This window comes from Halalkalibacter akibai JCM 9157 (assembly GCF_000513135.1).
Taxonomy (GTDB): domain Bacteria; phylum Bacillota; class Bacilli; order Bacillales; family Bacillaceae_D; genus Halalkalibacter; species Halalkalibacter akibai.
Window position 1 is genome coordinate 34,441 of sequence record NZ_BAUV01000025.1, and the last position, 22,573, is coordinate 57,013.

Here is a 22,573-nt window from a genome sequence, read left to right on the forward strand (position 1 = left end):
GACAGTATGAAAAGAGAATGGAAAAATATCGAGTTGAAAATGCTAGATGTAGATATGACTTTTGCTAATCCTTTGGGCACTCATTATGATGCAGATCAAACGGAAAATCTTCCAATTAACGAACATTCTAAATATGTCTCATAACCTAAGCTTTTACGAACCACTATACTTTTAGTGGTTCGTAAAAAAAAGACTACAAAACAATTCTTGATTATTTATAATTACGTCTAAAGGAAAGGGAAAGCATGAGTGCTATTAGTGGAGTTTTATATTTCAATAAGAAGGAAGTCAATTTCGCAAAAAAAATAACTACTGGAATTGACCATTTAAAGAATTTTCATTTTGACGACATTGGAACATGGAAAAAAGGCAATATAATACTTGAATGTCACTCCCAATGGATTACACCAGAATCGGTTGATGAGGTTTTACCTTATTATGACTATGAGAGAAAAGTTGCAATAACGGCAGATGCGATCATTGATAATCGAAAAGAATTATTTGATATTTTACAAGTTAATCGAAATGTTAGAAAAACCATGCCAGATAGTCAATTAATTGTTTTAGCTTATCAAAAGTGGGGGGCAGATGCACCTAAGTATTTAATAGGTGATTTTGCCTTTGTCATCTGGGATGAGAAAAATAAAAAGTTATTTGCTGCAAGGGATTTTAGTGGTTCAAGAACTTTATATTTTTATCATGATGACAATCATTTTGCCTTTTCTACTTTAATAGAGCCTTTATTTACATTACCTTATATTAATAAGAAATTAAATGAAGAATATTTAGCTGAATTTCTTGCTGTTCCTGGAAATACTGAAGCTGTTGACATGACAACAACTATATACCAATCTATAAAACAAATTCCACCATCACATTCTCTGACACTATCAGAAGGGGACTTAACACTAAGGCGCTATTACAAAATAGAGGTAGAAAACACTATCAAACTTAAAACAAATGAGGAGTATGAAGAGGCATTCCTTGAAATCTTTAGTCGAGCAGTAACGGATAGATTACGAACATATGGAAATGTTGGGTCCCAGTTAAGTGGCGGATTAGATTCTGGTTCTGTAGTAAGTGTAGCGGCAAAGGAGTTAAGTAAAGAAAATAAACGACTACATACCTTTAGCTATATACCACAAGATGATTTCTCTGACTGGACTTCTAAGTACTATTTAGCTGATGAAACACCATTTATAAAGGAAACTGTTAATTTTGTTGGTAATATAGAAGACCATTATTTGAGTTTTGAAGGAAAGAACAGTTTGGTTGAAATTGACGATTTCCTAGAAATAATGGAGATGCCATACAAATTTTTTGAGAATTCCTTCTGGTTAAAAGGAATAAATCAAATTGCGAATGAAAGAGGAATCAAAATCATGTTAAACGGGGCAAGAGGGAATCATTCAATTTCTTGGGGCTCCTACAGTTTGAACTTGAACTATTACTCAAAATTGTTAAAGAAGTTTAGGTGGTTGAAATTAAATGAAGAATTAGAATCTTACTGTAATACAATTCATAGTGGAAAAAAAGTAATGTTGCCCTTAGTAATTAAGAATACTTTTGGTTACGGTAAAGGCTTTAGTAATTCTACTAAATTAATTAACCCCCAATTTGCTGAGAAGTATAAAGTCTATGAAAAACTAAAGGAAAAAGGAGTGGATGTTAGCGGGGCCCATCCTACAAACTTAACTGCTTACAGATTAAAGTATTTTCAACAGCTACATACTTGGAATAATAACGGTATAGTTGGAACTAAATTATCTCTCAGAAATGGGGTATGGGATCGTGACCCAACTAATGATTTACGTGTAATAAAGTTCTGTTTGTCATTACCAGAAGTACAATTTGTTACTAAAGGTATGGACCGTTCTTTAATCAGACGCGCTACAAAAGGGTTACTTCCTAACTCAGTAAGGTTAAACCATAATAAAAGAGGGATTCAATCAGCAGACACAATTCATAGAATGAAACCCCAATGGAAAGAGTTTATGAATGAAGTTAGTCAATTAACAGATGATCCTATAGTATCTGAATTTTTAAATATTGATGCTATCAATAAGTCGTTATCTAAATTTAAAAATAATCCAAAACCTGAGTTAGTGTTAAATAATCAATTTAAGATTCTAGTCCATAGTTTAATAATAAAAAGGTTTCTTAATCAGTTTAATTGAAAGGAGGTGATAATATGAAGAACACTTGGAAGAAACCAATGTTAGAAATATTGGATGTGAGCAAGACTTTTAATGGCTCCGGGGACGCTATTCCAGATTGTTATACAACGGAAAATCCTCAACCAGGAAGGTCTCCTATTCAAGATCCTGAAACATCTAATGCGGCGTGCAAGCCCAAGGGGAATTTTGGTAGTTAAGTAATTATGTAATGGTAATTATATTGTTTTTTTGAATTACCCCTTATACCTTAAGCAAGTATAAGGGCACTTTATTGGATCATAGTAGGGAGGACTTATATTGACTGATCATCAAATCTATAAAGCTTTCGGATTAATAGTAGATAGTGAAATATTTCTACCGGAATTAGTTAAAGCACATAGAGAAACAGTAATACCTCATGTTGTCATTAAAAAATCTGACCTTCAACAAGTCTGGTTGGAACAAGGTGAAGAGAATAAATACTTTGTGATAAATCATACATCAATTCTCTTTCATATGCCAGAAGTAGCCATATTCCTAATCCGAAACGGCAATGAAATCCTCATTTCACCAATGGAAGGTGCTCACGAAGACCATATTCGCCTATACACACTCGGTACTTGCATGGGGGCAATCTTAATGCAACGAAGAATCCTTCCTTTACATGGTAGTGCGATCGTAATTGACGGTGAAGCATATGCCATTGTTGGCGAATCAGGTGCAGGGAAATCAACTTTAGCATCAGCGTTTTTAAAAAGGGGCTATCAGTTATTAAGTGATGATGTCATTCCTGTAACGATCAATCAAGAAGGGCAGCCTGTTGTTACTCCTGCCTATCCACAGCAAAAGCTTTGGATGGAGAGTTTACATGAATTTGGCATGACTGCAGACAGTTACCGTCCAATCATTGATCGTGAGATGAAATTTGCAATTCCAGTAAAAGATAAGTTTGCATCAGACGATGTTCCATTAGCCGGAGTAATCGAACTATCTAAAACAGATGACGCTCATATTACGATGCGACCTGTTCAGAATTTGGAAAGGTTTCCGTTATTATTTGCTCACACATACCGCAACTTCTTCATCGCACCAGCTGGCCTTATGGATTGGCATTTTAAAACAACAGCCCAAATGGTTAATAAAATGAAATTATTTCAATTACAGCGTCCAATGTCACGCTTTACCGCTCATGAATTAACAGAGCTAATCTTATCAGCAGTTCGTAAGGAGGAGAAAGTATTATGATTAACCAACAGCAATTAACGAAAGATACAGTGATTGTTCAAGTCGAAGGAAATATTGTTTCGGATATGGATGGAGAAAAGGTCATGCTTAGCATTCAAAACGGTAAATACTATAATCTTGGAGAAATTGGCGGTGAGATTTGGCAATTAATAACAGTACCTATATCTATTAGTAATGTTATTGGCCAATTACAAGCTCAATATGAAGTAGAAACAGCAGAGTGCCAAGAACAGGTAACAGCTTTTGTTCAACAATTATTAGAAGAAGGATTAATTGAAAAAAAGCATAGTGTGAGGAGGCTAGAATGAAAGTTATTAAGAAAACAATCACATTTTTTAAATTAGACCGCGAGCTCAAATGGATGTTAGTAGAGGCTTACTTTTTACTAGGATGGGCGAGGTTTTTAAAGACGCTTCCGTTTGCGAAAGTTGCACCGTCATTAGGAAAGAAAATGGATGAAACACCTTACTCTATCAATCTAGATAATAAAGAAGTATTACAAAAGGTTTCCACTGCCATCCATCTCATGAGTCGTTATACTCCTTGGGAAAGTCAATGTCTTGTTAAAGCTATTGCTGGAATGCGGATGCTTGAGAGAAGACAGATTGGAAGCACTCTTTACTTAGGAACTGGTAAAGATGACAAGGGAGAATTGGTTGCTCATGCTTGGTTGCGCAGTGGACCAATATACATTTCTGGATCAGAAGGGATGGAAAAGTTTACGGTTGTAGCAAAGTTTGCAAAAAATAGAACTAGTTAAATTGGAGGAACTAATAACATGAGAAGTGAACCTGATGTAGCAAAATTACCAAAAGAATTAACACTAATCCTTCAATTTATTAATGATAATAAACGTCTGATTCAAAAAGAACAGTTACAAGACGTTGACTGGAATTATTTTCTAGAGCTTGCCATACATCATCGTCTTTTCCCACTATTACATAAGCAAATAAGAAACTATAAAAATAATATTATTCCCGGTTATGTATGTCAAACTTTAGAAAAGCAATATAAGTTCAATGTTTTTCGAATGCTCCAACTTAGTGGTGAGATGGAACAACTTAGCAAGCTATTATTGTCACAAAATATAAACTCTATTTTTATTAAAGGACCAGTTATTGCACACGATTTATACGGGGATATCTCACTTCGAACTTCGAGTGATCTAGATTTTCTTGTAGAGTTGAAAAACCTTGAAAAAGTTGAAATAATCTTAAAGCAATTAGGATATGTGAAAAAAGAATTTATTTCTTCGGTATTAAATGACTGGAAATGGCGACATTCGAATGTTATTTATTTTGATCCAGTTAAAGATGTAAAGGTAGAGATTCATTGGAGATTGCATCCGGGTCCTGGTAAAGAACCTAGTTTTAATGAATTATGGCAGAGAAGTAGAGTAAGTAATCTTACGCAATCAATTGTTCATTTTTTGGGGAAGGAAGACCTATTTTTATTTCTTATTTCACATGGAGCGAGACATGGATACTGTAGATTAAGATGGTTATATGATATACATCGGTTTATGCAACAGGATGATATTAATTGGGAGAAACTAGATCAATTGATAAAGACACACCAAAATCGTGTTGTGATTGGTCTTGCTGGTATATTAACGTCAAAAATTTTTGCAACAAAGCTCCCTGAAAATATGGATAAATTTGTTGCTAGCACTAAAGCGCAACGTCTAGCTACAAATACATTATTTTATTTAGAAGATATGATTAATGTTCATGAGGAGCCACCAGTCGAAGAAGTTTCTAGATATCATTCAAAATACTTATTTAGTTTAATGTCGATGCCTCAGAAGATGTTGTTTATTTTAAGCTTTTTATATCCATATGCAGAAGATGCAGCGACGTTACCGCTACCAAAATCACTTCATTTTCTTTATTTTCCTTTACGACCAATGCTATGGGCTTGGAGGAAAACGAAAAAACAAGCTCTATCGTAGGGGGGATTTTCTATGAAGGATATTATTTATTTTCTGAAACAAATTCATGAATACGCTGGAAAGAGATTATATATTAATATGTTTGCGATGATGCTGATAGGTTTGCTAGACGGAGTTGGAATTCTTCTTCTTATTCCAATGATTGCGATGACGGGCATAGTCGACATGGATGCTACTGGAACACCGGTAGCAGGGTTGTTTGGATTTTTGCAAGAAATTCCGAATGTAATAGGACTAGAAGGAGTACTAGTTACGTTTGTTTTAATTGTAATCTTGCAGAATATAGTTAATAAACAAATAACAGTACGCAACTCAAAAATTCAGCATGGATTTTTTAGAAATATGAGGGTAGAAACATATAATCTATTACTGCATGCCAATTGGAAGTTTTTTATTAAAAATAGAAAGTCTGATCTTATCAATTTTTTAACAGCTGAAATTGCGAGATCAAGCGCTGGGACTCATTCTTTCTTACAGTTTCTTGCGTCGTTGATTTTCACTTTTATTCAAATCGTTTTAGCCTTTTGGCTATCTCCTTCTATTACATCTTTTGTATTAATTTGTGGACTATTTTTACTTTTCTTCAATCGTAAATTTTTAAAAAGATCGATAGAACTAGGTTCACGAAATTTTAGTTTAGGTAGAGAATTTTTAGGTGGAATTACTGATCAAATCAATGGTATTAAAGATATTAAAAGTAATGCATTAGAAGCATCAAGGATGGAATGGTTTAATCAAGTAACAAAGAGAATGGAAACTGAACATATTGAATATACCGTCTTAAAAACAACATCACAGCTATATTATAAAATTGCATCAGCTGTTCTTATTGCAGGGTTTATTTACATTGCTGTTCAACTCTTTAACGCTCAAGCAGCTCAACTCATGCTGATCATTGTGATTTTTTCACGACTGTGGCCGAGGGTTGCTGGGATTCAAGGGTCCCTTGAGCAAATTGCAACTACACTGCCTTCTTTTAAAGCGGTGAAAGCATTGCAAAATGATTGTCGTAGTGCGAGAGAATTTGAAGACTTTAATCAAGGGAATATAACGCCAATGGAAGTTCATAAGAGAATTGAATGTCAGGAGATCTTCTTTTGTTACAATGATTCTTCTTATGCGTTAAAGAACATTAATTTATCCATTCCGGCGAATAAAATGACAGCCTTTGTCGGACGATCAGGAGCAGGAAAAAGTACGTTAATTGATCTACTCATGGGTCTAAATCAACCAGAAAAAGGTCAGGTCTTAATCGATGGAATACCACTAACAAACGAAAACTTAATTTCTTTACGAAGAGCGATAAGCTACGTTCCTCAAGACCCATTCTTATTCAATTCAAGTATTCGTGAGAATCTAGAATTAGTCGTTCCGGATGCATCAGAAGCAGCGATGTGGGAAGCTCTTGAGTTTTCTTCAGCCGCAGAGTTTGTAAGAAAGCTTCCTGAAGGCTTAGATTCTGTCATTGGAGACCGTGGGATTAAATTATCAGGTGGAGAACGTCAACGCCTTGTGTTAGCAAGAGCCATACTTCGAAGACCTTCTATTCTCGTATTAGATGAAGCAACTAGTGCGCTAGATACCGAGAACGAAGCGAAAATACAAAAAGCGTTAGAGCGATTAAAAGGAAAAATGACTATCATTGTCATTGCTCATCGTTTATCGACGATTCGAAATGCCGATCAAGTAGTGGTCTTAAATGACGGAGAGATTATTCAAAGAGGTGGCTTTAAACAGCTTGCCGAAGAAAAGAAAAGTACATTTAGCCATTTGTTACAAAATCAATTAGAAGCAACACCATAACCAAGTGGGGTGACAGTTTAATTGTCACCCTTTAGTCATGGGAGAGATGTTTGGATGAAGAAAGTAGGAGGGAAGACCATGCTAGGTCTTTTATTTGTATTTGTTGTTCTCATTTTATACACCATTTGGGATAACAACCGGATTATTGTCGTAGAACAGGAAATAGAGATAGAGGATCTCCCTAGTGAGTTAGAAGGGTTTACAATATTGCAAGTAACCGATTTACATGAAAAAGAGTTTGGAAAATTGCAGAAGAGGTTAACTAGTAAGATTAACCATGTACCTTATGATGTGATTGTTTTTACTGGGGATCTGTTAGACAGTAGTACTAGTACAAATTATCAACCTGTTTATGACTTATTAGATGGTATTCATAACAAAGAGCATGCCTTGTATGTAGGAGGTAACGCTGACCCGTCTAATTACCTTTTACATCCTAATTATCCTTTCCAAAAAGTTGAATTTATCAAAGGGATGGAAGAGCGAGGAGTTAGGTTACTAGATTCTATTTATTCTCTTAATGACTTTCCTATCCATTTCTTGGAGTTTGAAAGAGCAATCGTTGACCCTAGTAGAAAACTTTCTGAAATTGAGGCAAGAGGAGTACCTAAGAACGATGTATATAAAGACTATTTTAAAAATGAGAGGAAGTTAAATGAAGACATGCTCTCATTAGAGCAAATCAAGCAGTCAAATGATGTGATCATTGCTTTGCATCACTATCCAATCGTTGACTTTCGCATCGACTTTTACCGAGATAATCCACAGTATAATTTCCGCAATTTCGACCTCATCATCACTGGCCACTACCACGGCGGTCAAATCCGCCTCCCGTTTTTAGGAGCACTATTCGTTCCAGAACCATGGTACGATCGAAACGGACTGTTCCCGCCGCAAGACCGGGTCAAAGGTCTCTGGGAGTACGAAGGAACTAAGCAATACGTCAGTGCTGGATTAGGAAGTAGTGATGCCATTCCTTTCTTGAAATTTCGTTTTCTAAATCCACCTGAAATTAATGTGTTAACGCTAAAAAGAAAATGAAAAAGAGGTTTAGAGTTTGTGAGGACGGGTATATAGATGATAAAAAGAAAAAAGATGGGGCTATGAGCTCCCATCTTCCGTCCATTTCTACCGCACTTTTACAACAATCATAGTTGATTTGCTTTTTTAGTATGTAAAATAAATTCTTTCACTTCTTCAGGTGTGAGACCGAGTTGTTTGGCTTCCAGTAAGAGTTCAACCCATTCCAGGTCCATTGCTTTCATGTTTTCTTCTTTTGACGATACAATCACGTTTCATTCCTCCATTGTTCGGTAACTCAGCCATCATAGTAAAATTCGAATCTTCACCTTAGACCTGAAGTTTTGCGCCCTTATTTTTCAATAAGTTAGCCTTTTTCATTATTTTCAGTTTTTTCAGTAACGAAAAAGAACAACGACTTACCATATTATTGATAGGAAATAAAAGTAGGTAGAAATTCATGTGAAAAATTACTTAACATTGTGCGTATGTTGTTATTCTATATCAATAGTACCATAAATTAGGAAAATTAATTAGAAAATAATTACCAAAAATATCGACAAAAACCATCATGCGATCCCTTGGATTTTCTTGATATTTTGTCGAATGACTACGAATAAAATTAAGGAAAAGTGTTTTCTTTGTTATTTTTTTTAATCTTTGTTTTAATAATAAGGTATGAGAAATAATTTGGGATAGAACAGTTATTAAACAGATAGGGGCGATCACATGAAATTAGTTGGAGTTTCGGGTTCATTAATCGGTGAGAAGACGGCTATTGCTGTTAACGAAGTGTTAAAGAGAGCGAAAGACCTAGAGCCAAGATTAGAAATTGAGTTAGTAGATATGAAAGATTACGAAGTGGAGTTTGTTGTTGGCAAGCCATTAGAGGCATATAATGAAGACACGCAAACGGTCATCAAAAAAATTACAGAAGCAGATTTGTTTGTGATTGGGACACCCATTTATCAAGCATCCATTACAGGCGCTTTGAAAAATTTATTTGATCACCTTCCTACAAATGTGTTTGAATCAAAAGTTGTTGGTACCGTAACGACTGCTGGATCTGAGAAGCATTTTCTAGTGGCAGACAATCAATTAAAGCCGATTTTGTCTTTCTTTAAGGCGATTACGCCGACTAATGTGTTTGTTCATAGTAGTGACTTTGATTCAAACAATGTTATTGTTGCTGAAGAAGTTAACACTCGAATCGACACACTTGCAAAAGAATTAATTCATCTACATACAAAATTGAAACTGTAGTTGTGTTATCCCAGTGAGAGAAGGCTCTTACTGGGTTATATCTTTTTTGTGATAAAAAAATGTTGGATGATGTTGACATTCCATCCTTATCAGTTATATAATTATCTCGAAACTGAGATATTATTAAAAGGAACTGATAGTTATGAGTATAAATAATCAAGATCAGTCGCTGAAATTATTCGTTGTTATGTCACGGGCTATGCAGTCCATCATGAAGCGAGTAGAAGAAGATATTAAAAGTTACGGATTAAATCCAACGGAATTTGCCGTACTTGAACTTTTATATAGTAAAGGGGACCAACCGATTCAGAAAATTGGGGAGAAAGTCCTTCTTGCGAGCAGTAGCATCACTTATGTGGTTGATAAGTTAGAAAAGAAACAGTTGATTATGAGAAGACCATGTCCGAAAGATCGACGTGTGACCTATGCAGCAATCACAGACGAAGGTACGAGTCTAATGGCTGATATTTTTCCTAAACACCGTGAAGCGATTGTTGAGATATTTGGTGGATTAGATGGTAAAGAGAAAGATGAAATGATTGTTCAATTAAAAAAATTAGGATTCCATGCTGAGGAATTGTAATTTTTTTAGAAGTATATCTCGAATTAGGAATATATGAAAATGTAGAATTATAGGATAGGAGGGGTTAGTTTGTTAACGATTGATCCGAATAATCTTGCTGAGCGTGACAATTATAAGTTTCTGACGGGGAGTATCATTCCACGCCCTGTTGCATTAGTTACGACACTTTCAAAAGATCTTACTTTAAACGCTGCACCATTCAGCTACTTTAATATCGTATCCTCCAATCCTCCGATGATTTCGATATCGGTCCAGCGTTCCAATGGTGAGATGAAAGACACGACTAGAAATGCAATTTTTCAAAAAGAATTTGTTGTTCATATCGCAGATGAATCGTATGTTGAACAAATGAATCAAACAGCTAAGGCTTATCCAGCATCTGTTAGTGAAGTAAAGGAAGCAAAGTTAACAGAAGTGAGAAGTTTGAAAGTCAAAGTGCCGGGTATACAAGAAGCAAAGATTCGGTTAGAGTGCGTGCTCGAGCAAGCCGTTCCACTTGGCGGGTCAGGAGATACACCAGCTTGTGAGCTATTAATTGGGCGGGTTGTTCAATATCATATCCACCCTGATCTGTATGAGCAGGGAAGAATTGATGCTGAAAGTTTTAGACCGATCAGTCGCTTAGCTGGTAACGCTTATTCTACTTTGGGGACATTATTTGAATTAGAACGGCCGAAATAGAGATTTAGCCTTAAGGCTTTTCTCTTTATTATATATCTCTATTTAAGAATAAATGAAATGGAGTAATATTAATTAAGTAATTTTTTAAGGAGGTGATGGTATCCCTGATAGATAGGTGAACATCACATGCAAACTAGGAGATGAGAAACGTGAGCTTTTTAAAAAAATTATTTGGAAATCAAGAAAAAGAGGAGACGATCAATATGGAAAACATTAAATTAGCGGTTATTTATTACAGTTCTACAGGTTCTAACTATCAATTAGCGAAATGGGCTGAAGAAGGCGGGAAAGCTGCTGGTGCAGATGTAAAAGTACTTAAAGTACCTGAATTGGCTCCACAAGCTGCGATTGACTCAAACCCAGCTTGGAAAGCTCATCTGGAAGAAACGGCTGATGTACCTGAAGTAACATTAGATGATTTAGAGTGGGCAGATGCGATTGTATTTAGCGTACCAACTCGGTTCGGTAACATGCCTGCTCAAATGAAGCAATTTCTAGATACAACAGGTGGTTTATGGTTCCAGGGGAAGCTTGCTAATAAAGTAGTTAGTGCGATGTCATCAGCAAGCAATGCACATGGTGGTCAAGAAGCGACGATTCTTTCGCTTTACACGACGATGTATCACTGGGGTGCGATTGTGGCAGCACCTGGTTACACAGATCCATTGTTATTCGCTTCAGGCGGTAACCCGTATGGAACGAGTGTAACAGTTGGTCAAGACGGAAAAATGCAAGAGAATGTAGAAGAAGCAGCTAAGTATCAAGCGAAGCGTACGGTTCAAGTAGCAGAGTCGTTGAAAAAAGGTTCTCTATAAGAATAGTTTCCCCTCTAGTCGGTTTGAGATTAGAGGGGATTTTTTTATAAAAATAAAGATTTAATATTCTGAACCCTTTTGTACAAAGTTATGTTATTGTATAATAGTTGAAAGCTTAAATATTGTTTTGTTATTGACGAAACCGCTTTCAAGATAACTTTGTAACTATTAAAGATTATGAAGCAACTAAAATTGAAAGGTCGTGTACAAACAGTGGAAAACAAACTATACCCATCTTATTTATCTGGAGCAGATGGCATTCGAGCTATTGCATGTTTAGCTGTTATTTTTCATCATTTAACTCAGCGTTTATCGATGCACGATCAAACCACGGTCATTCAAGAGTCTCAAGCATTCTTATTAGTTGGTAATGCTGGCGTGAGTGTGTTTTTCGTTCTTAGTGGTTTCTTACTTTCTTTGCCGTTTTGGAAGCGTTATCTTGGCGATGGTCAATTTCCAGAGATGGGCCAATATGTTTTTAGACGTGCAGCACGAATTGTTCCTGGATTTTATGTAGCTTTTATGATTTCTACTTTGTTAGCTTTTTTGTGGCAAATTCCTACGGATTATCAGCTTATCCGAATCTTAACAGGGTTAACCTTCACGTCTGGTTTTCATTATAATACCCTTTTTCCTTCAGAGATCAATGGACCATTATGGTCGATAAGCTTTGAAGTGTTCTGTTATTTATTGATGCCAATTTTTATGCTTGGTTTATTTTTCTTAGGAAAAAGACGCTCCTTCAGAAAAGCCATCACTTATTGGGTGGGAGTCGTGCTATTTATAGTATGTTTGAATCAGCTAATTCATCTTTTCTTGACGCCTGACAACATTCAGCGCGGTTGGGAATATGGCTTAATTGGGGGTGCGAAATACTGGATGCCTAATTACAATCCGATTGGATTTTTCGGGCAATTCGCGTTTGGAATTATAGCTTCAGCTATTACCATTAAACTCTTTTTGGAATCAAAGGCTATAGAAGTTTTTAAACGAAAAGGTGGCTTTGATGTAATTAGTTTCATCGGACTTGCCGTATCCTTTTACTTTTTATGGCATATGCGGCATTTAGGTGATTTTAGTTTTAGTTTACAAAATCAACCTTATTATTTTCCTATCTATCCAATTTTAGTGGCGGTTACTTTGTCAACTGTACCTCATTCACTTTGGTTTGGAAAACTGCTAGATAATCGAGTATTACGTTTTACAGCAAAAGTATCATTTGGTTTGTACATTTGGCATTATCTTGTTATTACAGTTGTAGAAAGGTTTTGGGTAACGGACTACTATTACATGGGTTTAGCCGATTTTAATTCTTGGTTACTTGTGTCTTCAGTCATTTTGGTGACTTCTTATGTAGTTGCTACTTTGTCGTTTTATTTAGTAGAAAAACCTGTCTTGGATTGGTCTCATAGAAAAAGATTTCCTGGTCGTCGAATACAAGATTTGCCGGGTGTTCGTAAGGAAGCGTGATAAGGGTGGGGAGCAAGCAGGTGTTACATTTATAAGATAGAAGGATGTTCCTCGGTTACGTTAACCACGGATCATCCTTTTATTATTAGTGTCGACAAAATTAATCAAACGTTTGTTTAATTTATGGGGAGTCCTTATCGAAAAAGGGAAAATTCTCAAGAATACTTAAGAAATTATTCGTTTTGTCTGCTGAAAACGGTTAAAATAAAGTCACAATATGGCAATTTATGTTAAAGTATATGTGAAAGTTTATTAGAATCAAACTACTTTTTGATTTAGGAACTTAATGAGTGGCTTGGAGGCGGGAAAATATTGAAGTTGCTATTATCTATTTTGTTAGCTAGTTTACTAGGCCTATTGATCTTTTTAGGTCCTGTTGGTTGGTTTCTACTTGGTGCTATCATTGTAGGTGTGTTATTTAGGTCCTTGTTTCTTCTAAATGATATCCATAAGAGACTGTCCACAATAACCAAAACACCCGACAAGGTCGAAGAAGCTTATAACACTTATATGAATGAAAGTAAAACTCACTAATCAGTAAACGTGATGTTGGTTGATAACCAGAGTTCACATTAAGGCTATATTTAATTCCTACCTTAACGTTATTAAACTTTTTTGTCTTTTCGGTTATTTATGGGAAATAGTGATTAAATAAATATAATGTTTTCGAAAGTGGAGTGCTAGGAGGACCTAGAGTTCGCTATTTGCCTTTTAACAGGCAACATTCTTCGTTTCGAGGACACAGGAGACTTTATTTGCTTAACTATCAAGGATTTCTCGACTAAAAAAGTGCAATAGCGAACCGTCTGGCCGTTTGGACAGTCAAATGAGGGTATTTTGTACATATAAGGGCTCTGGTGTCTGTAACGTTCCTGACATGATGTTAGGAAATTAAAAATTATTCAAAAAGGTGGTTATTTTCGATGAATAGGATTAATTTAATTACTTTAGGGGTTAAAGATATGAGCCGATCGTTACGTTTTTATAAAGAGGGGTTAGGATTCCAGACTGCGGTTTCTGAGGAAAGTCCGGCAATTGTGTTTTTCAATAATGCTGGTACAAAGCTTGCTTTATATCCTTTAGATGCATTGGCTAAAGATATTAATGAGCAAGAGCCTCCACAAAAAACAGGGTTTTCTGGAATTACACTCGCTTATAATACCAAGTCAGAAGAAGAAGTTAATCAAGTAATCGAGCAAGCTAAACAAGCTGGGGCAACAATCGTGAAAGCTCCAGAGCGAGTTTTTTGGGGAGGGTATAGTGGCTATTTTTCAGATCCTGATGGGTACGTTTGGGAGGTTGCCTACGGGGAGTCGTGGGAATTTGATCAGAACGAAATGTTGGTGATTAAGTAAGAAAAGGGAGTAGGAACTCATATGAGAATTCTTGAGAAAGTTATTACAGCGGTCCTTTCGACGATTATCTTTTCTATTGGTTTGTCTCTCTTAAACGAGACGATGGAGTATTTTGGGGTTTACGTGATTTTTTCAGGGACAGTTTTTCTAACGGGTGGAGTTCTCTTTTCTCTTTGGGCTGATCACTTATTGAGAAAGGTTAGTTCTTATACTTATTTGTTGTCCCTTTTCTTATATGGGGTAGGTGGGATTTTATTGAATTTCTTGTTCTTTTTTATATTCTTTCAATCTGGATTTTCAGCTGAGACCATTCAGATGTCGTTACTCGGTATAATAGCGGCTTTGATATTCTTGCATATTAAACTTGTTTGTAGAAAACTAAGCAAGACTGCTGAATGACAGGTGCTTTTTATTTAATGCTGAAAGAGAGGACTGGTCATATGAATCACACACTTGGAACAGAAGAATCCATTAGAAGGTGGGACCGGTTTGCCGATCGCTATGCAGCCGTTCATACAAAGGATGGAGACCTTCATAAAGAGATCTTTTTAAATCCAACGCTTTTAACTCTAATTGGAGCAGTAAAAGGGAAAAAAGTGTTAGATGCTGGTTGTGGCGAAGGGTATTTCAGTAGAATTTTAGCGGGTAAAGGTGCTGAAGTGACAGCGGTTGACTTTTCCAGAAGAATGTTAGAGATTGCAAAAGAGAGAACAGCAAGTGACCTTCCTATTCAGTTTACATATGGAAATTGTGAGGATCTATCTACTTTACAGGATAAGAGCTTTGATGTGATTGTATCAAATATGGTCATCCAAGATCTCGCCAATTATGAAAAAGCTTTTCAGGAAATGCATCGGTTATTAGTGGATAGAGGAGAATTTATCTTTTCCATCTTACACCCATGTTTTGTTACACCTAACAGTGGTTGGGAAAAAACAGCTACTGGTGAAAAACTGCACTGGAATGTCGATCATTATTTCTATGAAGGTGTGTATGAGCAACAGCTTGGTGATGAAGAGAAGATGTTACTCTTTCATAGAACGTTAACGAGTTACATAAGCGCAGTACTTGAAACAGGTTTTAGTCTAGAACGTTTAGTAGAACCAACACCTTCTCAAGAGATGTTGCAAAAGTATCCAACTTTTGAAGAGGATTTTAGGTGTGCTGATTTTATCGTTTTTAAATTAAAGAAAAAGGGATAGAGATGGAAGGTGACATATCTGGTGACGAAATCGAATACAATTTCTGAATTCGGATCAGTTGTATTAAATGTTAAAGAGACTTCCGAAAAAGTGGATTGTTCAGGTGCAGCAGTTGTAATCATTCAGGATAATAAAGTAAGAGTTGAGGAATATTGGGGTCATCAATCTAAAGAGCTTAATGCGAGACCTATTCAAGCTGATACGCAATTTCATGTGGCTTCGGTACGAAAAAGCTATATTGGGTTCGCAGTAGCTTATGCCGTACATACAGGATGCATCTACTCCATTGATGACTTAATATCAAAGTATTTGCCTCATCTTGATGCCCCTCTCTTAGGGGAAACGACGTTAAGACATTGCTTGACTCATACCCATGGGCTAAAAAGAATGGACGGAACAGTTGTAAGAGAATTTCAGCCAGGAACTAACTGGGCTTATCGAAACGTGGGGATTGAGTTATTATGTCAATTAGTCAGAAAAACGACTGGAAAAACAATAGCTGAAATATTACATGAACAAGTATTCTTACCGTTTGGGTTTAAGGAGACAGGTTGGTACGGAAACAGCTACGAGAAATTGGTTGATGTCATTCGTGAGCCAAGTGATCCTCATTGGTATAGGAGTGAAAACACAGACGGCTCCGAAATGAATATGTACGTATCAGCAAGAGAACTAGCCAACTGGGGTAGTCTTCATTTAAACAAGGCGAAGTTTAAAGGGGAACAAGTTATTTCAGAAGATATAATAAACATGGTGACATCTATTCAAACACCTCAGTCAGTAGAAGCTATTAAACCTCAAAATGGTTTCTTATGGTATGTAAAAGAGGGACCTTCCTCACAAAGTGAAATGGGAGATCTGGTTCCTAAAGGATCTTATCAAATTTTAGGTTATACCGGAGTAACACTTCTAATTATCCCTAAGCATCATTTAGTAGCGGTACGTGCATTTAATAGTTTCGGTTCTCCGCAGGGGTTTGATTATTTAGCTGATGTGCGGTCTTTTGGAGATACGATAATGAGGTGCTTGTAATTGGTTAAGCGAGACTGAAAGTGAAACTTTATGGCTCATTCATACGTATCTATGCTGAGCTGAACATTTTTGGCAGATAAAGGAATTGTGAAATTACGAGATTTCTAGATGGTGGTACGATTAGTTATTGGACTGATTTAAGCATAGATACATAGGATTCTAAAAAGTGTTGTTAGGTGGGGTAGAATGGTATTTCTAAAAGTTATTGTTTATATCATTCTTATTTTACTAGTTGCTCTAAAACTGAATAATTGGTTAAGAAATAAATTCAAAATAGATTATTTTGTTGAGGATAAACATCTTATCAGGATAAAAAGTCGCTTTAGTAATATCCTTCTAGTTGTTTTCGTTTTAGGAACACTTCTTGTTTTAGATTTTCATCGTGAATATGTTGTTTGGGTTTTTATTATTGTAGTACTGTGCCGTTTTAGCATTACTGCTTTTTATGAATGGCGACTGATTAAACACTCAAAACAGTACCTAATGACAATGATCATGGGTATTTATGTAGCGTCTGTCACTTACATAGCAATGTTATTAGGTTTTTTCAATTTTATTCAATATTAAGAATGGACGTTTTTATTTATAGAAAGGGTGAATACATTGATTTTACCAATTTGGTTATTTGTTCTTGCGACAGTGATAGCGGTTGTCGGTATTGTGTTTTATTTTAAGAAGTTTATGTCTGATTTGCAGACGAAAATGGATAACAATGAAGAGGTGACGACTACCAATATTCAAAAAGAAAATAGTCGCTTCTTTGTTAGAGTTATGTTGGTTGAGGCTGTCCCGATTGTATTAGTTGTTTTTGGATTTATGTTGTTTGAGACTGTTGGAGTTGTTCGTGTAATGGATGTTCTGCCAGCTCTCATCATTATCGCCGTGACTTTTATTGCTGGAGTGGCTAATATCTTTCTTGCGCGTGGACAATTGCTCTCTGGCCGTGATGTATCCAGTCAAGCCAAAGCAGCGATTCTGTCTATGACGTTTGTCGGAATAAGTTTAACGGCTGCTTTTCCAATTATTTCATTTGTTGCGATCATGATATTGTTTGGTTAAGCAGTAAAACAAGCTTGAGGGAATGGTCCTCAAGCTTGTTTTTTTATTATTGATGTTTCTCCAAAAACTCCAACATTCTTTCGTATACTTGGATTTCGTTTTCTTTTTTAGAGAATCCGTGTCCTTCATCATCTAACACTAAATATTCCACGTCGACGCCATTTTTCTGGAGCGCTTCGACAATTTGATCTGACTCCTCTTTAACAACACGCGGGTCGTTTGCTCCTTGGATTACGAGCATTGGTTTAACCATTGTGTCTAAGTAGGTGATTGGTGAATCGGCTGTTAGTTTCTCTTTGTCTTCAACGGGGTCACCAACCCAACGTTTCATAATTGGTTTCCAATGTTCTGGTACGGAATTGATAAAGGTAAATAAGTTACTTACTCCGAAAATATCAACAACAGCTTTGAAATAGTCAGCGTGTCTACCAGCTAAAAGTAAAGCCATATACCCACCATAGCTGCCGCCAACAACGAATAATTTATCACGGTCTGTGATGCCTTGTGCAAATAGCCATTCAATTCCATGTACACAATCTAAACGAGGACCTTCACCCCAGTCTCCTTCAATCACTTTCGTAAACGAAGCGCCATATCCAGTACTACCGCGGAAGTTCGGTGCAAAAATAGTATAACCGCGGTTTAAGAAGCATTGGAACATTGCTCTAAATTGTTTTCTCTCAGCCCATTGTGGACCACCATGTGGCCAGAAAATCGTATAGCCATTCGATAATTCAGGTTTGGCCTTGAATAGGAGGGCTTCAATTTCTGTACCGTCAAATGACTCATATGTGATCACATCCGGTTCAACCATTTGCTCAGACGAAACACCTAAGACGTTATTGACTGTTACTTGTTCAAATGCCTCCCCAGATTTTTTACGATAAATATTAGTTGGTGTTGTTGGACTAGCTCCTAATAGGTAAAGAGTTCCATTTTCTGTTACAACTAAGCTGCTGATGAGATCTGTCGGGCATGTAATTTCTTCAGGCGTATCTGCTCCTAGTTTTAGTGAGTAGAGAAAGTCAGTTACACCTTTTTCAGTAATAAAATAGAATAATTGCTGTTGTTCATTCCATTTTAGTGACGTGACATTCTCATTTTTCATCTTAAGTACTGGTTCAAATGTTTTAGTTTTTATGTCAAACGATGCTACGTAAGAGAATTCCTCCCCATAGTTTGTAACAAAGTAAATCATGTCGTTAACAAAAAGGAGATCTGAAGTAGTATGTACTTCTTCTTTAGAAGGAGTTAGTAAATGTTTTTCTCCATTTACGTGTACAAATGCTACTGAATAAGTGTTTGCAAACGTTTGTGAAGTGATAAACATCAAGTCATTACTTGACACTGATTCTAGAGTCGTGGCACCTTCCTCACCTGTGAAAAGGAGGGTGTCCATTTGACCATCAATTTCATAACGGTGTGTGTTTAAAAATTGTGGGTTGTTTTTGCTTGTCATATAATAGAGATTCTTTCCATCCTTAGAAAGGTGAGAGAAGAAAAACTTATCAGTTGGCTCTCCTGTAACAAGCGGTTGTGGTTTACCACCTGTAGTTGGCAGTGAATAAATTTGATAGTTTTCATCGCCATCGTTATCAAAGCCTGCTAAAACAAAGCGATTCTCTGGATCAATCTTGATAAAACTGCATTGTTGATCAACTTGTGCAAATAAATAAGGGTACTGATTAGGAAAATCTATTGCCCATAAATTATTCTTCCCGTTTAGATTACTGCTGAAAATCATTCTTTTTTCATCACGGCTTACTGCAAAAGTAGAAATGGAATATGTACGAAAAAATTAATCAACATCGGGTTTTGGAAATGAAATCAACGTCATCGCTCCTTTTATAGATTGTTAGATTCTATTTATTTTAACATAATTTATCAATCTATTTGAAATAGTTTGAAGTTACTGTTAGAAGCGAACCTATCGTTGTAGGTAGAAGCACTCATTTTTCACTAAAAAAACCGTTATTGTTGCTAAGTGTAAGTTTTTTAACATTTTTAATATTTCAAAAAAATGTATCTTGTTTATATAATTAATCGACCGAGTCAAAAGCAGATTTTATACAGTGACTATTGTAAGCGCTTTAAATATCTCTGCTTTTATAACGGTACCCATTATTAAACTGGAGGAGGTGTCTAAATAAATTCAAGTACGACCAAAAATCTAATAGTGGAAGGTGAATGATGAATGAAAAAAAGGCAATTTATAAAAAAAGTCATTCCAGCTGTTTTAGCAACAACTTTGATTTTTCCTACTACTTTTTCGGCAACGGCTGCAACGATTCAAGAAGAGAAAGTGATTCAACTTGAATACTTAGACAGAGGGTTAGTGGCTGCATCTACTTCTGAGGGAGTGTTTCTGAGCTGGAGGTTACTTGCCAATGAGGCTACAGGTTATTCCGAAAAGGGCCTAACAGGAACTGATTTTCATGTTTATCGTGACGGGAAGAAAATTGCTGTTGTTGATGATAGTACCAATTTTTTAGATAGGGATGGTTCGAAAAGTTCAAGTTATTATGTGAGCGCTGTAGTGGACGGGAAAGAAGTCGATCAAAGCGATGATGTATCTCCATGGGCAAATAGTTATTATGATCTGCCACTACAAAAGCCAGCAGATGGAGTCACTCCTGTTGGTGAAACCTATACGTATTCAGCTAATGATATGAGTGTTGGCGATGTGAATGGTGACGGGCAATATGAGTTTTTCGTGAAGTGGGATCCATCCAATTCAAAGGATGTGTCACAAAAAGGGTACACAGGGAATGTTTATATTGATGCTTATAAATTTGATGGGACTCTCCTTTACCGAATTGATCTAGGAAATAATATTCGAGCTGGTGCTCATTATACTCAGTTCTTAGTCTATGATTTCGACGGTAATGGCAAAGCAGAGATGATGTTTAAAACCGCTCCAGGAACAAAGATCATCAAGTATGATGAGAGTGGAAACGTTGAGTCAGAAGAGTACATAACTATGCCTCAAGAGGACCTTGATGCTGGTTATAGTCATTCAGATGATTACCGCATGAGTTCAGATGATTATTATGATTATGTCGTCAACATGTTTATGAATTGGCATGAGCATGAGGAGGTTGTTAACGGCAATTGGCCAGAAACGATTGAAGAAGCGCTAGGTACAACTCCTAAGTATCAATATCCACTTTCGGTAGAAGATGCAGAGAGCTTAGTGGATTACTTTATGGACGTGTATGCACCTAGTAGAAGTTCTCGCAATGATTTACGAGATTTCGAGGGTTTTATCGTTGAAGGTCCTGAATACTTAACGGTATTTGAAGGAGCAACTGGTTCTGAGCTTGAGACCATTCACTATAAACCAGGTCGTCATGATGATGGGTTAATGTGGGGAGATTACGCCATGTCGCGTATTGAGCCAGGAAATCGTGTTGATCGTTTCTTAGCAGGGGTTGCTTACTTGAATGGAGAAACACCTTCAGCTGTATTTGCTCGCGGTTATTATACGAGAACGACTCTTGTTACTTATGATTGGGACGGGAAGAATTTACAGGAGAAGTGGTTTGTGGACAGTGGTTGGACACCAATGACAAATCCGTTCAATGACGGTCCGCATGGTCGTGATGGAACAGATCCTGAGTTTGGAACGATTACAACTCAAGGTGCTCACTCTCTGAGTACAGCCGATGTAGATGGTGATGGAAATCAAGAAATTATTTATGGTGGAGCAACGATTGATCATGATGGATCTTTGCTGTACAGCTCAATGGATATTTTGCCTCCAGGAAGTGGTGCACCAGGCACTACTGCGCGTTTAGGTCATGGTGATGCTCTACATGTTGCTGATATTGATCCTGATCGACCAGGTCTTGAAATTTTCATGGTATTTGAAGGTGGTACATGGGCTCCATATGGCTACGCTCTTCGTGATGCAAAAACAGGTGAAGTCATTTACGGTGGTTACACGGGAAGAGATACTGGTCGTGGAATGATTGGTGATGTTGATCCAAACAGCCGTGGTTTAGAGACGTGGGGTGTTGGATTATGGACAGCTGATGGAGAACAAATTTCAGCAAACCAACCAGGTACTAACATGAATATTAAATGGTCTAAGGATATGACGACTCAAATCGTTAATGGATCAGGTAATGCCACACCAACGATTGATGATTGGACTAAAGGACGTGTGTTAACAGCAACTGGAACAAGAACGAACAATGGTACGAAAGGAAATCCGTCTTTAGTTGCTGATATTTTTGGTGATTGGAGAGAGGAACTTTTAGTTCGAACAACGGATAGTTCAGCGATTCGTATTTATCTGAGTACAGAAGTAACTGATCGTAAATTGTACACGTTGATGCATGATGCTCAGTACCGAACAGGTGTTTCGTGGCAGCAAACAACGTATAATCAACCAACATATCCTAGCTTTTATTTTGCTTCAGATATAGATTGGGATAAAGTACCGTTACCAAATTACTGGACTCCGGGACTAGTGGACCACTTAGAAAATGAAGTGAATTCACATATTGCTACTGGTGATATTAGTGGACCGATGGTTGCCAAATTAACCAATTCGCTACGCCAATCTAAGCATCATTTAGAAAAAGGAAATTCTAAACAAGCAATCGCGTTTATGGAGAAATTTAGATCAGAGCTTGAAGCGAAAACGAAAAAAGATTCGATTTCAAGTAAAGCACAGAAAAATCTCTCCAATATGGCAAATCAATTAGTGGACTCATGGAAATAAAAAACAGTGGAAACTGCCTTTTGAGTGAGGGCAGTTTCTTTTTTAGCGAGCTTAGGTCTTATGGGTTACGACTAAGGATAGGTTGACGAATGTTTTTGAAAGCGATTACAATAATTTAAGTATTAACAACGTTGTTATTTTGATTTTACAAACAGGGTTGGTAGTACAAATTTGTGACAGAAAAACCATCTTGTGGGAGATTCTGTAGC

Annotated in this window: 24 protein-coding genes and 1 riboswitch; of the genes, 22 read left to right on the forward strand and 2 right to left on the reverse strand. The window is 36.6% G+C overall.

The window, feature by feature from the left end:
* Nucleotides 1–6 precede the first annotated feature (6 nt).
* The 9 genes from JCM9157_RS24440 (at nucleotide 7) to JCM9157_RS13955 (ending at nucleotide 8,196) form a co-directional block, all read left to right on the forward strand.
* The gene (locus tag JCM9157_RS24440; protein WP_148296881.1) at nucleotides 7–144 is read left to right on the forward strand and encodes a paeninodin family lasso peptide; all 138 of its coding nucleotides are present in this window, start codon (nucleotides 7–9) and stop codon (nucleotides 142–144) included.
* Between the two features lie 101 nt (nucleotides 145–245).
* On the forward strand, nucleotides 246–2,177 hold the full coding sequence (locus JCM9157_RS13920; RefSeq protein ID WP_035665579.1) for an asparagine synthase-related protein: 1,932 nt from the start codon (nucleotides 246–248) through the stop codon (nucleotides 2,175–2,177).
* A 14-nt stretch (nucleotides 2,178–2,191) separates the two neighbouring features.
* Complete coding sequence (locus JCM9157_RS13925; RefSeq protein ID WP_035665580.1) at nucleotides 2,192–2,374, forward strand: paeninodin family lasso peptide; 183 nt, start codon at nucleotides 2,192–2,194, stop codon at nucleotides 2,372–2,374.
* 100 nt (nucleotides 2,375–2,474) lie between these two features.
* On the forward strand, nucleotides 2,475–3,401 hold the full coding sequence (locus tag JCM9157_RS13930; protein ID WP_235715012.1) for an aldolase: 927 nt from the start codon (nucleotides 2,475–2,477) through the stop codon (nucleotides 3,399–3,401).
* A complete protein-coding gene (locus JCM9157_RS13935; RefSeq protein WP_035665583.1) occupies nucleotides 3,395–3,709 on the forward strand; it encodes a lasso peptide biosynthesis PqqD family chaperone in 315 nt (104 codons plus the stop codon). Before JCM9157_RS13930 ends, JCM9157_RS13935 begins: the two co-directional genes overlap by 7 nt.
* Complete coding sequence (locus tag JCM9157_RS13940; protein ID WP_035665584.1) at nucleotides 3,706–4,161, forward strand: lasso peptide biosynthesis B2 protein; 456 nt, start codon at nucleotides 3,706–3,708, stop codon at nucleotides 4,159–4,161. Before JCM9157_RS13935 ends, JCM9157_RS13940 begins: the two co-directional genes overlap by 4 nt.
* Nucleotides 4,162–4,179: 18 nt before the next feature.
* On the forward strand, nucleotides 4,180–5,352 hold the full coding sequence (locus JCM9157_RS13945; protein WP_035665586.1) for a nucleotidyltransferase domain-containing protein: 1,173 nt from the start codon (nucleotides 4,180–4,182) through the stop codon (nucleotides 5,350–5,352).
* Between the two features lie 12 nt (nucleotides 5,353–5,364).
* A complete protein-coding gene (locus JCM9157_RS13950; protein ID WP_035665587.1) occupies nucleotides 5,365–7,155 on the forward strand; it encodes an ABC transporter ATP-binding protein in 1,791 nt (596 codons plus the stop codon).
* 54 nt (nucleotides 7,156–7,209) lie between these two features.
* A complete protein-coding gene (locus tag JCM9157_RS13955) occupies nucleotides 7,210–8,196 on the forward strand; it encodes a metallophosphoesterase (protein WP_081734190.1) in 987 nt (328 codons plus the stop codon).
* 107 nt (nucleotides 8,197–8,303) lie between these two features.
* Here JCM9157_RS13955 and JCM9157_RS24060 read toward each other — a convergent pair whose 3' ends face one another.
* Nucleotides 8,304–8,447 (reverse strand): anti-repressor SinI family protein, encoded by a 144-nt coding sequence (locus tag JCM9157_RS24060; protein WP_081734191.1) that lies wholly within the window; start codon nucleotides 8,445–8,447, stop codon nucleotides 8,304–8,306.
* Nucleotides 8,448–8,464: 17 nt separating this feature from the next.
* A riboswitch (cyclic di-GMP riboswitch) is annotated at nucleotides 8,465–8,558 on the reverse strand.
* Between the two features lie 346 nt (nucleotides 8,559–8,904).
* On the opposite strand from JCM9157_RS24060, the gene JCM9157_RS13960 reads away from it, so the two are divergent.
* The 12 genes from JCM9157_RS13960 to JCM9157_RS14015 all read left to right on the forward strand — a co-directional run bounded on the left by JCM9157_RS13960 (nucleotide 8,905) and on the right by JCM9157_RS14015 (nucleotide 17,635).
* Nucleotides 8,905–9,438 (forward strand): NADPH-dependent FMN reductase, encoded by a 534-nt coding sequence (locus JCM9157_RS13960; RefSeq protein ID WP_035665589.1) that lies wholly within the window; start codon nucleotides 8,905–8,907, stop codon nucleotides 9,436–9,438.
* A gap of 142 nt (nucleotides 9,439–9,580) precedes the next feature.
* A complete protein-coding gene (locus JCM9157_RS13965) occupies nucleotides 9,581–10,021 on the forward strand; it encodes a MarR family winged helix-turn-helix transcriptional regulator (protein WP_035665590.1) in 441 nt (146 codons plus the stop codon).
* Nucleotides 10,022–10,090: 69 nt separating this feature from the next.
* Nucleotides 10,091–10,702: a flavin reductase family protein gene (locus JCM9157_RS13970; RefSeq protein WP_035665592.1), complete on the forward strand. Its 612-nt coding sequence runs from the start codon at nucleotides 10,091–10,093 to the stop codon at nucleotides 10,700–10,702.
* Nucleotides 10,703–10,905: 203 nt separating this feature from the next.
* Nucleotides 10,906–11,517, forward strand: coding sequence for an NAD(P)H:quinone oxidoreductase (gene wrbA / locus JCM9157_RS13975; RefSeq protein ID WP_173401258.1), 612 nt, complete (start codon nucleotides 10,906–10,908; stop codon nucleotides 11,515–11,517).
* A gap of 213 nt (nucleotides 11,518–11,730) precedes the next feature.
* Nucleotides 11,731–12,987: an acyltransferase family protein gene (locus JCM9157_RS13980; protein ID WP_035665616.1), complete on the forward strand. Its 1,257-nt coding sequence runs from the start codon at nucleotides 11,731–11,733 to the stop codon at nucleotides 12,985–12,987.
* A gap of 312 nt (nucleotides 12,988–13,299) precedes the next feature.
* Complete coding sequence (locus JCM9157_RS13985; RefSeq protein ID WP_035665595.1) at nucleotides 13,300–13,521, forward strand: hypothetical protein; 222 nt, start codon at nucleotides 13,300–13,302, stop codon at nucleotides 13,519–13,521.
* Nucleotides 13,522–13,910: 389 nt separating this feature from the next.
* Nucleotides 13,911–14,342: a VOC family protein gene (locus JCM9157_RS13990; RefSeq protein ID WP_035665597.1), complete on the forward strand. Its 432-nt coding sequence runs from the start codon at nucleotides 13,911–13,913 to the stop codon at nucleotides 14,340–14,342.
* Nucleotides 14,343–14,363: 21 nt separating this feature from the next.
* On the forward strand, nucleotides 14,364–14,741 hold the full coding sequence (locus tag JCM9157_RS13995) for a hypothetical protein (protein WP_035665598.1): 378 nt from the start codon (nucleotides 14,364–14,366) through the stop codon (nucleotides 14,739–14,741).
* Nucleotides 14,742–14,782: 41 nt separating this feature from the next.
* Nucleotides 14,783–15,544: a class I SAM-dependent methyltransferase gene (locus JCM9157_RS14000; protein WP_035665618.1), complete on the forward strand. Its 762-nt coding sequence runs from the start codon at nucleotides 14,783–14,785 to the stop codon at nucleotides 15,542–15,544.
* 21 nt (nucleotides 15,545–15,565) lie between these two features.
* Nucleotides 15,566–16,576, forward strand: coding sequence for a serine hydrolase domain-containing protein (locus tag JCM9157_RS14005; RefSeq protein ID WP_235715013.1), 1,011 nt, complete (start codon nucleotides 15,566–15,568; stop codon nucleotides 16,574–16,576).
* Nucleotides 16,577–16,762: 186 nt separating this feature from the next.
* A complete protein-coding gene (locus tag JCM9157_RS14010; protein ID WP_035665600.1) occupies nucleotides 16,763–17,143 on the forward strand; it encodes a DUF4181 domain-containing protein in 381 nt (126 codons plus the stop codon).
* A 36-nt stretch (nucleotides 17,144–17,179) separates the two neighbouring features.
* Nucleotides 17,180–17,635 carry a hypothetical protein gene (locus JCM9157_RS14015; protein WP_035665601.1) on the forward strand — a complete coding sequence of 152 codons (456 nt, stop codon included), beginning with the start codon at nucleotides 17,180–17,182 and terminating at the stop codon, nucleotides 17,633–17,635.
* Between the two features lie 46 nt (nucleotides 17,636–17,681).
* Here the strand turns inward: JCM9157_RS14015 and JCM9157_RS14020 are convergent, their stop codons facing one another.
* Nucleotides 17,682–19,379, reverse strand: a complete 1,698-nt coding sequence (locus tag JCM9157_RS14020; RefSeq protein WP_369384754.1) for a S9 family peptidase — start codon at nucleotides 19,377–19,379, stop codon at nucleotides 17,682–17,684.
* A 450-nt stretch (nucleotides 19,380–19,829) separates the two neighbouring features.
* Here JCM9157_RS14020 and JCM9157_RS14025 point away from each other — a divergent pair, with 450 nt between their 5' ends.
* Nucleotides 19,830–22,364, forward strand: coding sequence for a rhamnogalacturonan lyase (locus JCM9157_RS14025; protein WP_035665603.1), 2,535 nt, complete (start codon nucleotides 19,830–19,832; stop codon nucleotides 22,362–22,364).
* The last annotated feature ends 209 nt before the right edge of the window (nucleotides 22,365–22,573 follow it).

Bases quoted from the DNA above. Each gene is read 5' to 3' on its own strand.
- JCM9157_RS24440 (WP_148296881.1), top strand. From the start codon at position 7: ATGAAAAGAGAATGGAAAAATATCGAGTTGAAAATGCTAGATGTAGAT.
- JCM9157_RS13920 (WP_035665579.1), top strand. From the start codon at position 246: ATGAGTGCTATTAGTGGAGTTTTATATTTCAATAAGAAGGAAGTCAAT.
- JCM9157_RS13925 (WP_035665580.1), top strand. From the start codon at position 2,192: ATGAAGAACACTTGGAAGAAACCAATGTTAGAAATATTGGATGTGAGC.
- JCM9157_RS13940 (WP_035665584.1), top strand. From the start codon at position 3,706: ATGAAAGTTATTAAGAAAACAATCACATTTTTTAAATTAGACCGCGAG.
- JCM9157_RS13945 (WP_035665586.1), top strand. From the start codon at position 4,180: ATGAGAAGTGAACCTGATGTAGCAAAATTACCAAAAGAATTAACACTA.
- JCM9157_RS13950 (WP_035665587.1), top strand. From the start codon at position 5,365: ATGAAGGATATTATTTATTTTCTGAAACAAATTCATGAATACGCTGGA.
- JCM9157_RS13955 (WP_081734190.1), top strand. From the start codon at position 7,210: ATGAAGAAAGTAGGAGGGAAGACCATGCTAGGTCTTTTATTTGTATTT.
- JCM9157_RS13960 (WP_035665589.1), top strand. From the start codon at position 8,905: ATGAAATTAGTTGGAGTTTCGGGTTCATTAATCGGTGAGAAGACGGCT.
- JCM9157_RS13965 (WP_035665590.1), top strand. From the start codon at position 9,581: ATGAGTATAAATAATCAAGATCAGTCGCTGAAATTATTCGTTGTTATG.
- wrbA (WP_173401258.1), top strand. From the start codon at position 10,906: ATGGAAAACATTAAATTAGCGGTTATTTATTACAGTTCTACAGGTTCT.
- JCM9157_RS13990 (WP_035665597.1), top strand. From the start codon at position 13,911: ATGAATAGGATTAATTTAATTACTTTAGGGGTTAAAGATATGAGCCGA.
- JCM9157_RS13995 (WP_035665598.1), top strand. From the start codon at position 14,364: ATGAGAATTCTTGAGAAAGTTATTACAGCGGTCCTTTCGACGATTATC.
- JCM9157_RS14000 (WP_035665618.1), top strand. From the start codon at position 14,783: ATGAATCACACACTTGGAACAGAAGAATCCATTAGAAGGTGGGACCGG.
- JCM9157_RS14010 (WP_035665600.1), top strand. From the start codon at position 16,763: ATGGTATTTCTAAAAGTTATTGTTTATATCATTCTTATTTTACTAGTT.
- JCM9157_RS14020 (WP_369384754.1), bottom strand. From the start codon at position 19,379: ATGATTTTCAGCAGTAATCTAAACGGGAAGAATAATTTATGGGCAATA.
- JCM9157_RS14025 (WP_035665603.1), top strand. From the start codon at position 19,830: ATGAAAAAAAGGCAATTTATAAAAAAAGTCATTCCAGCTGTTTTAGCA.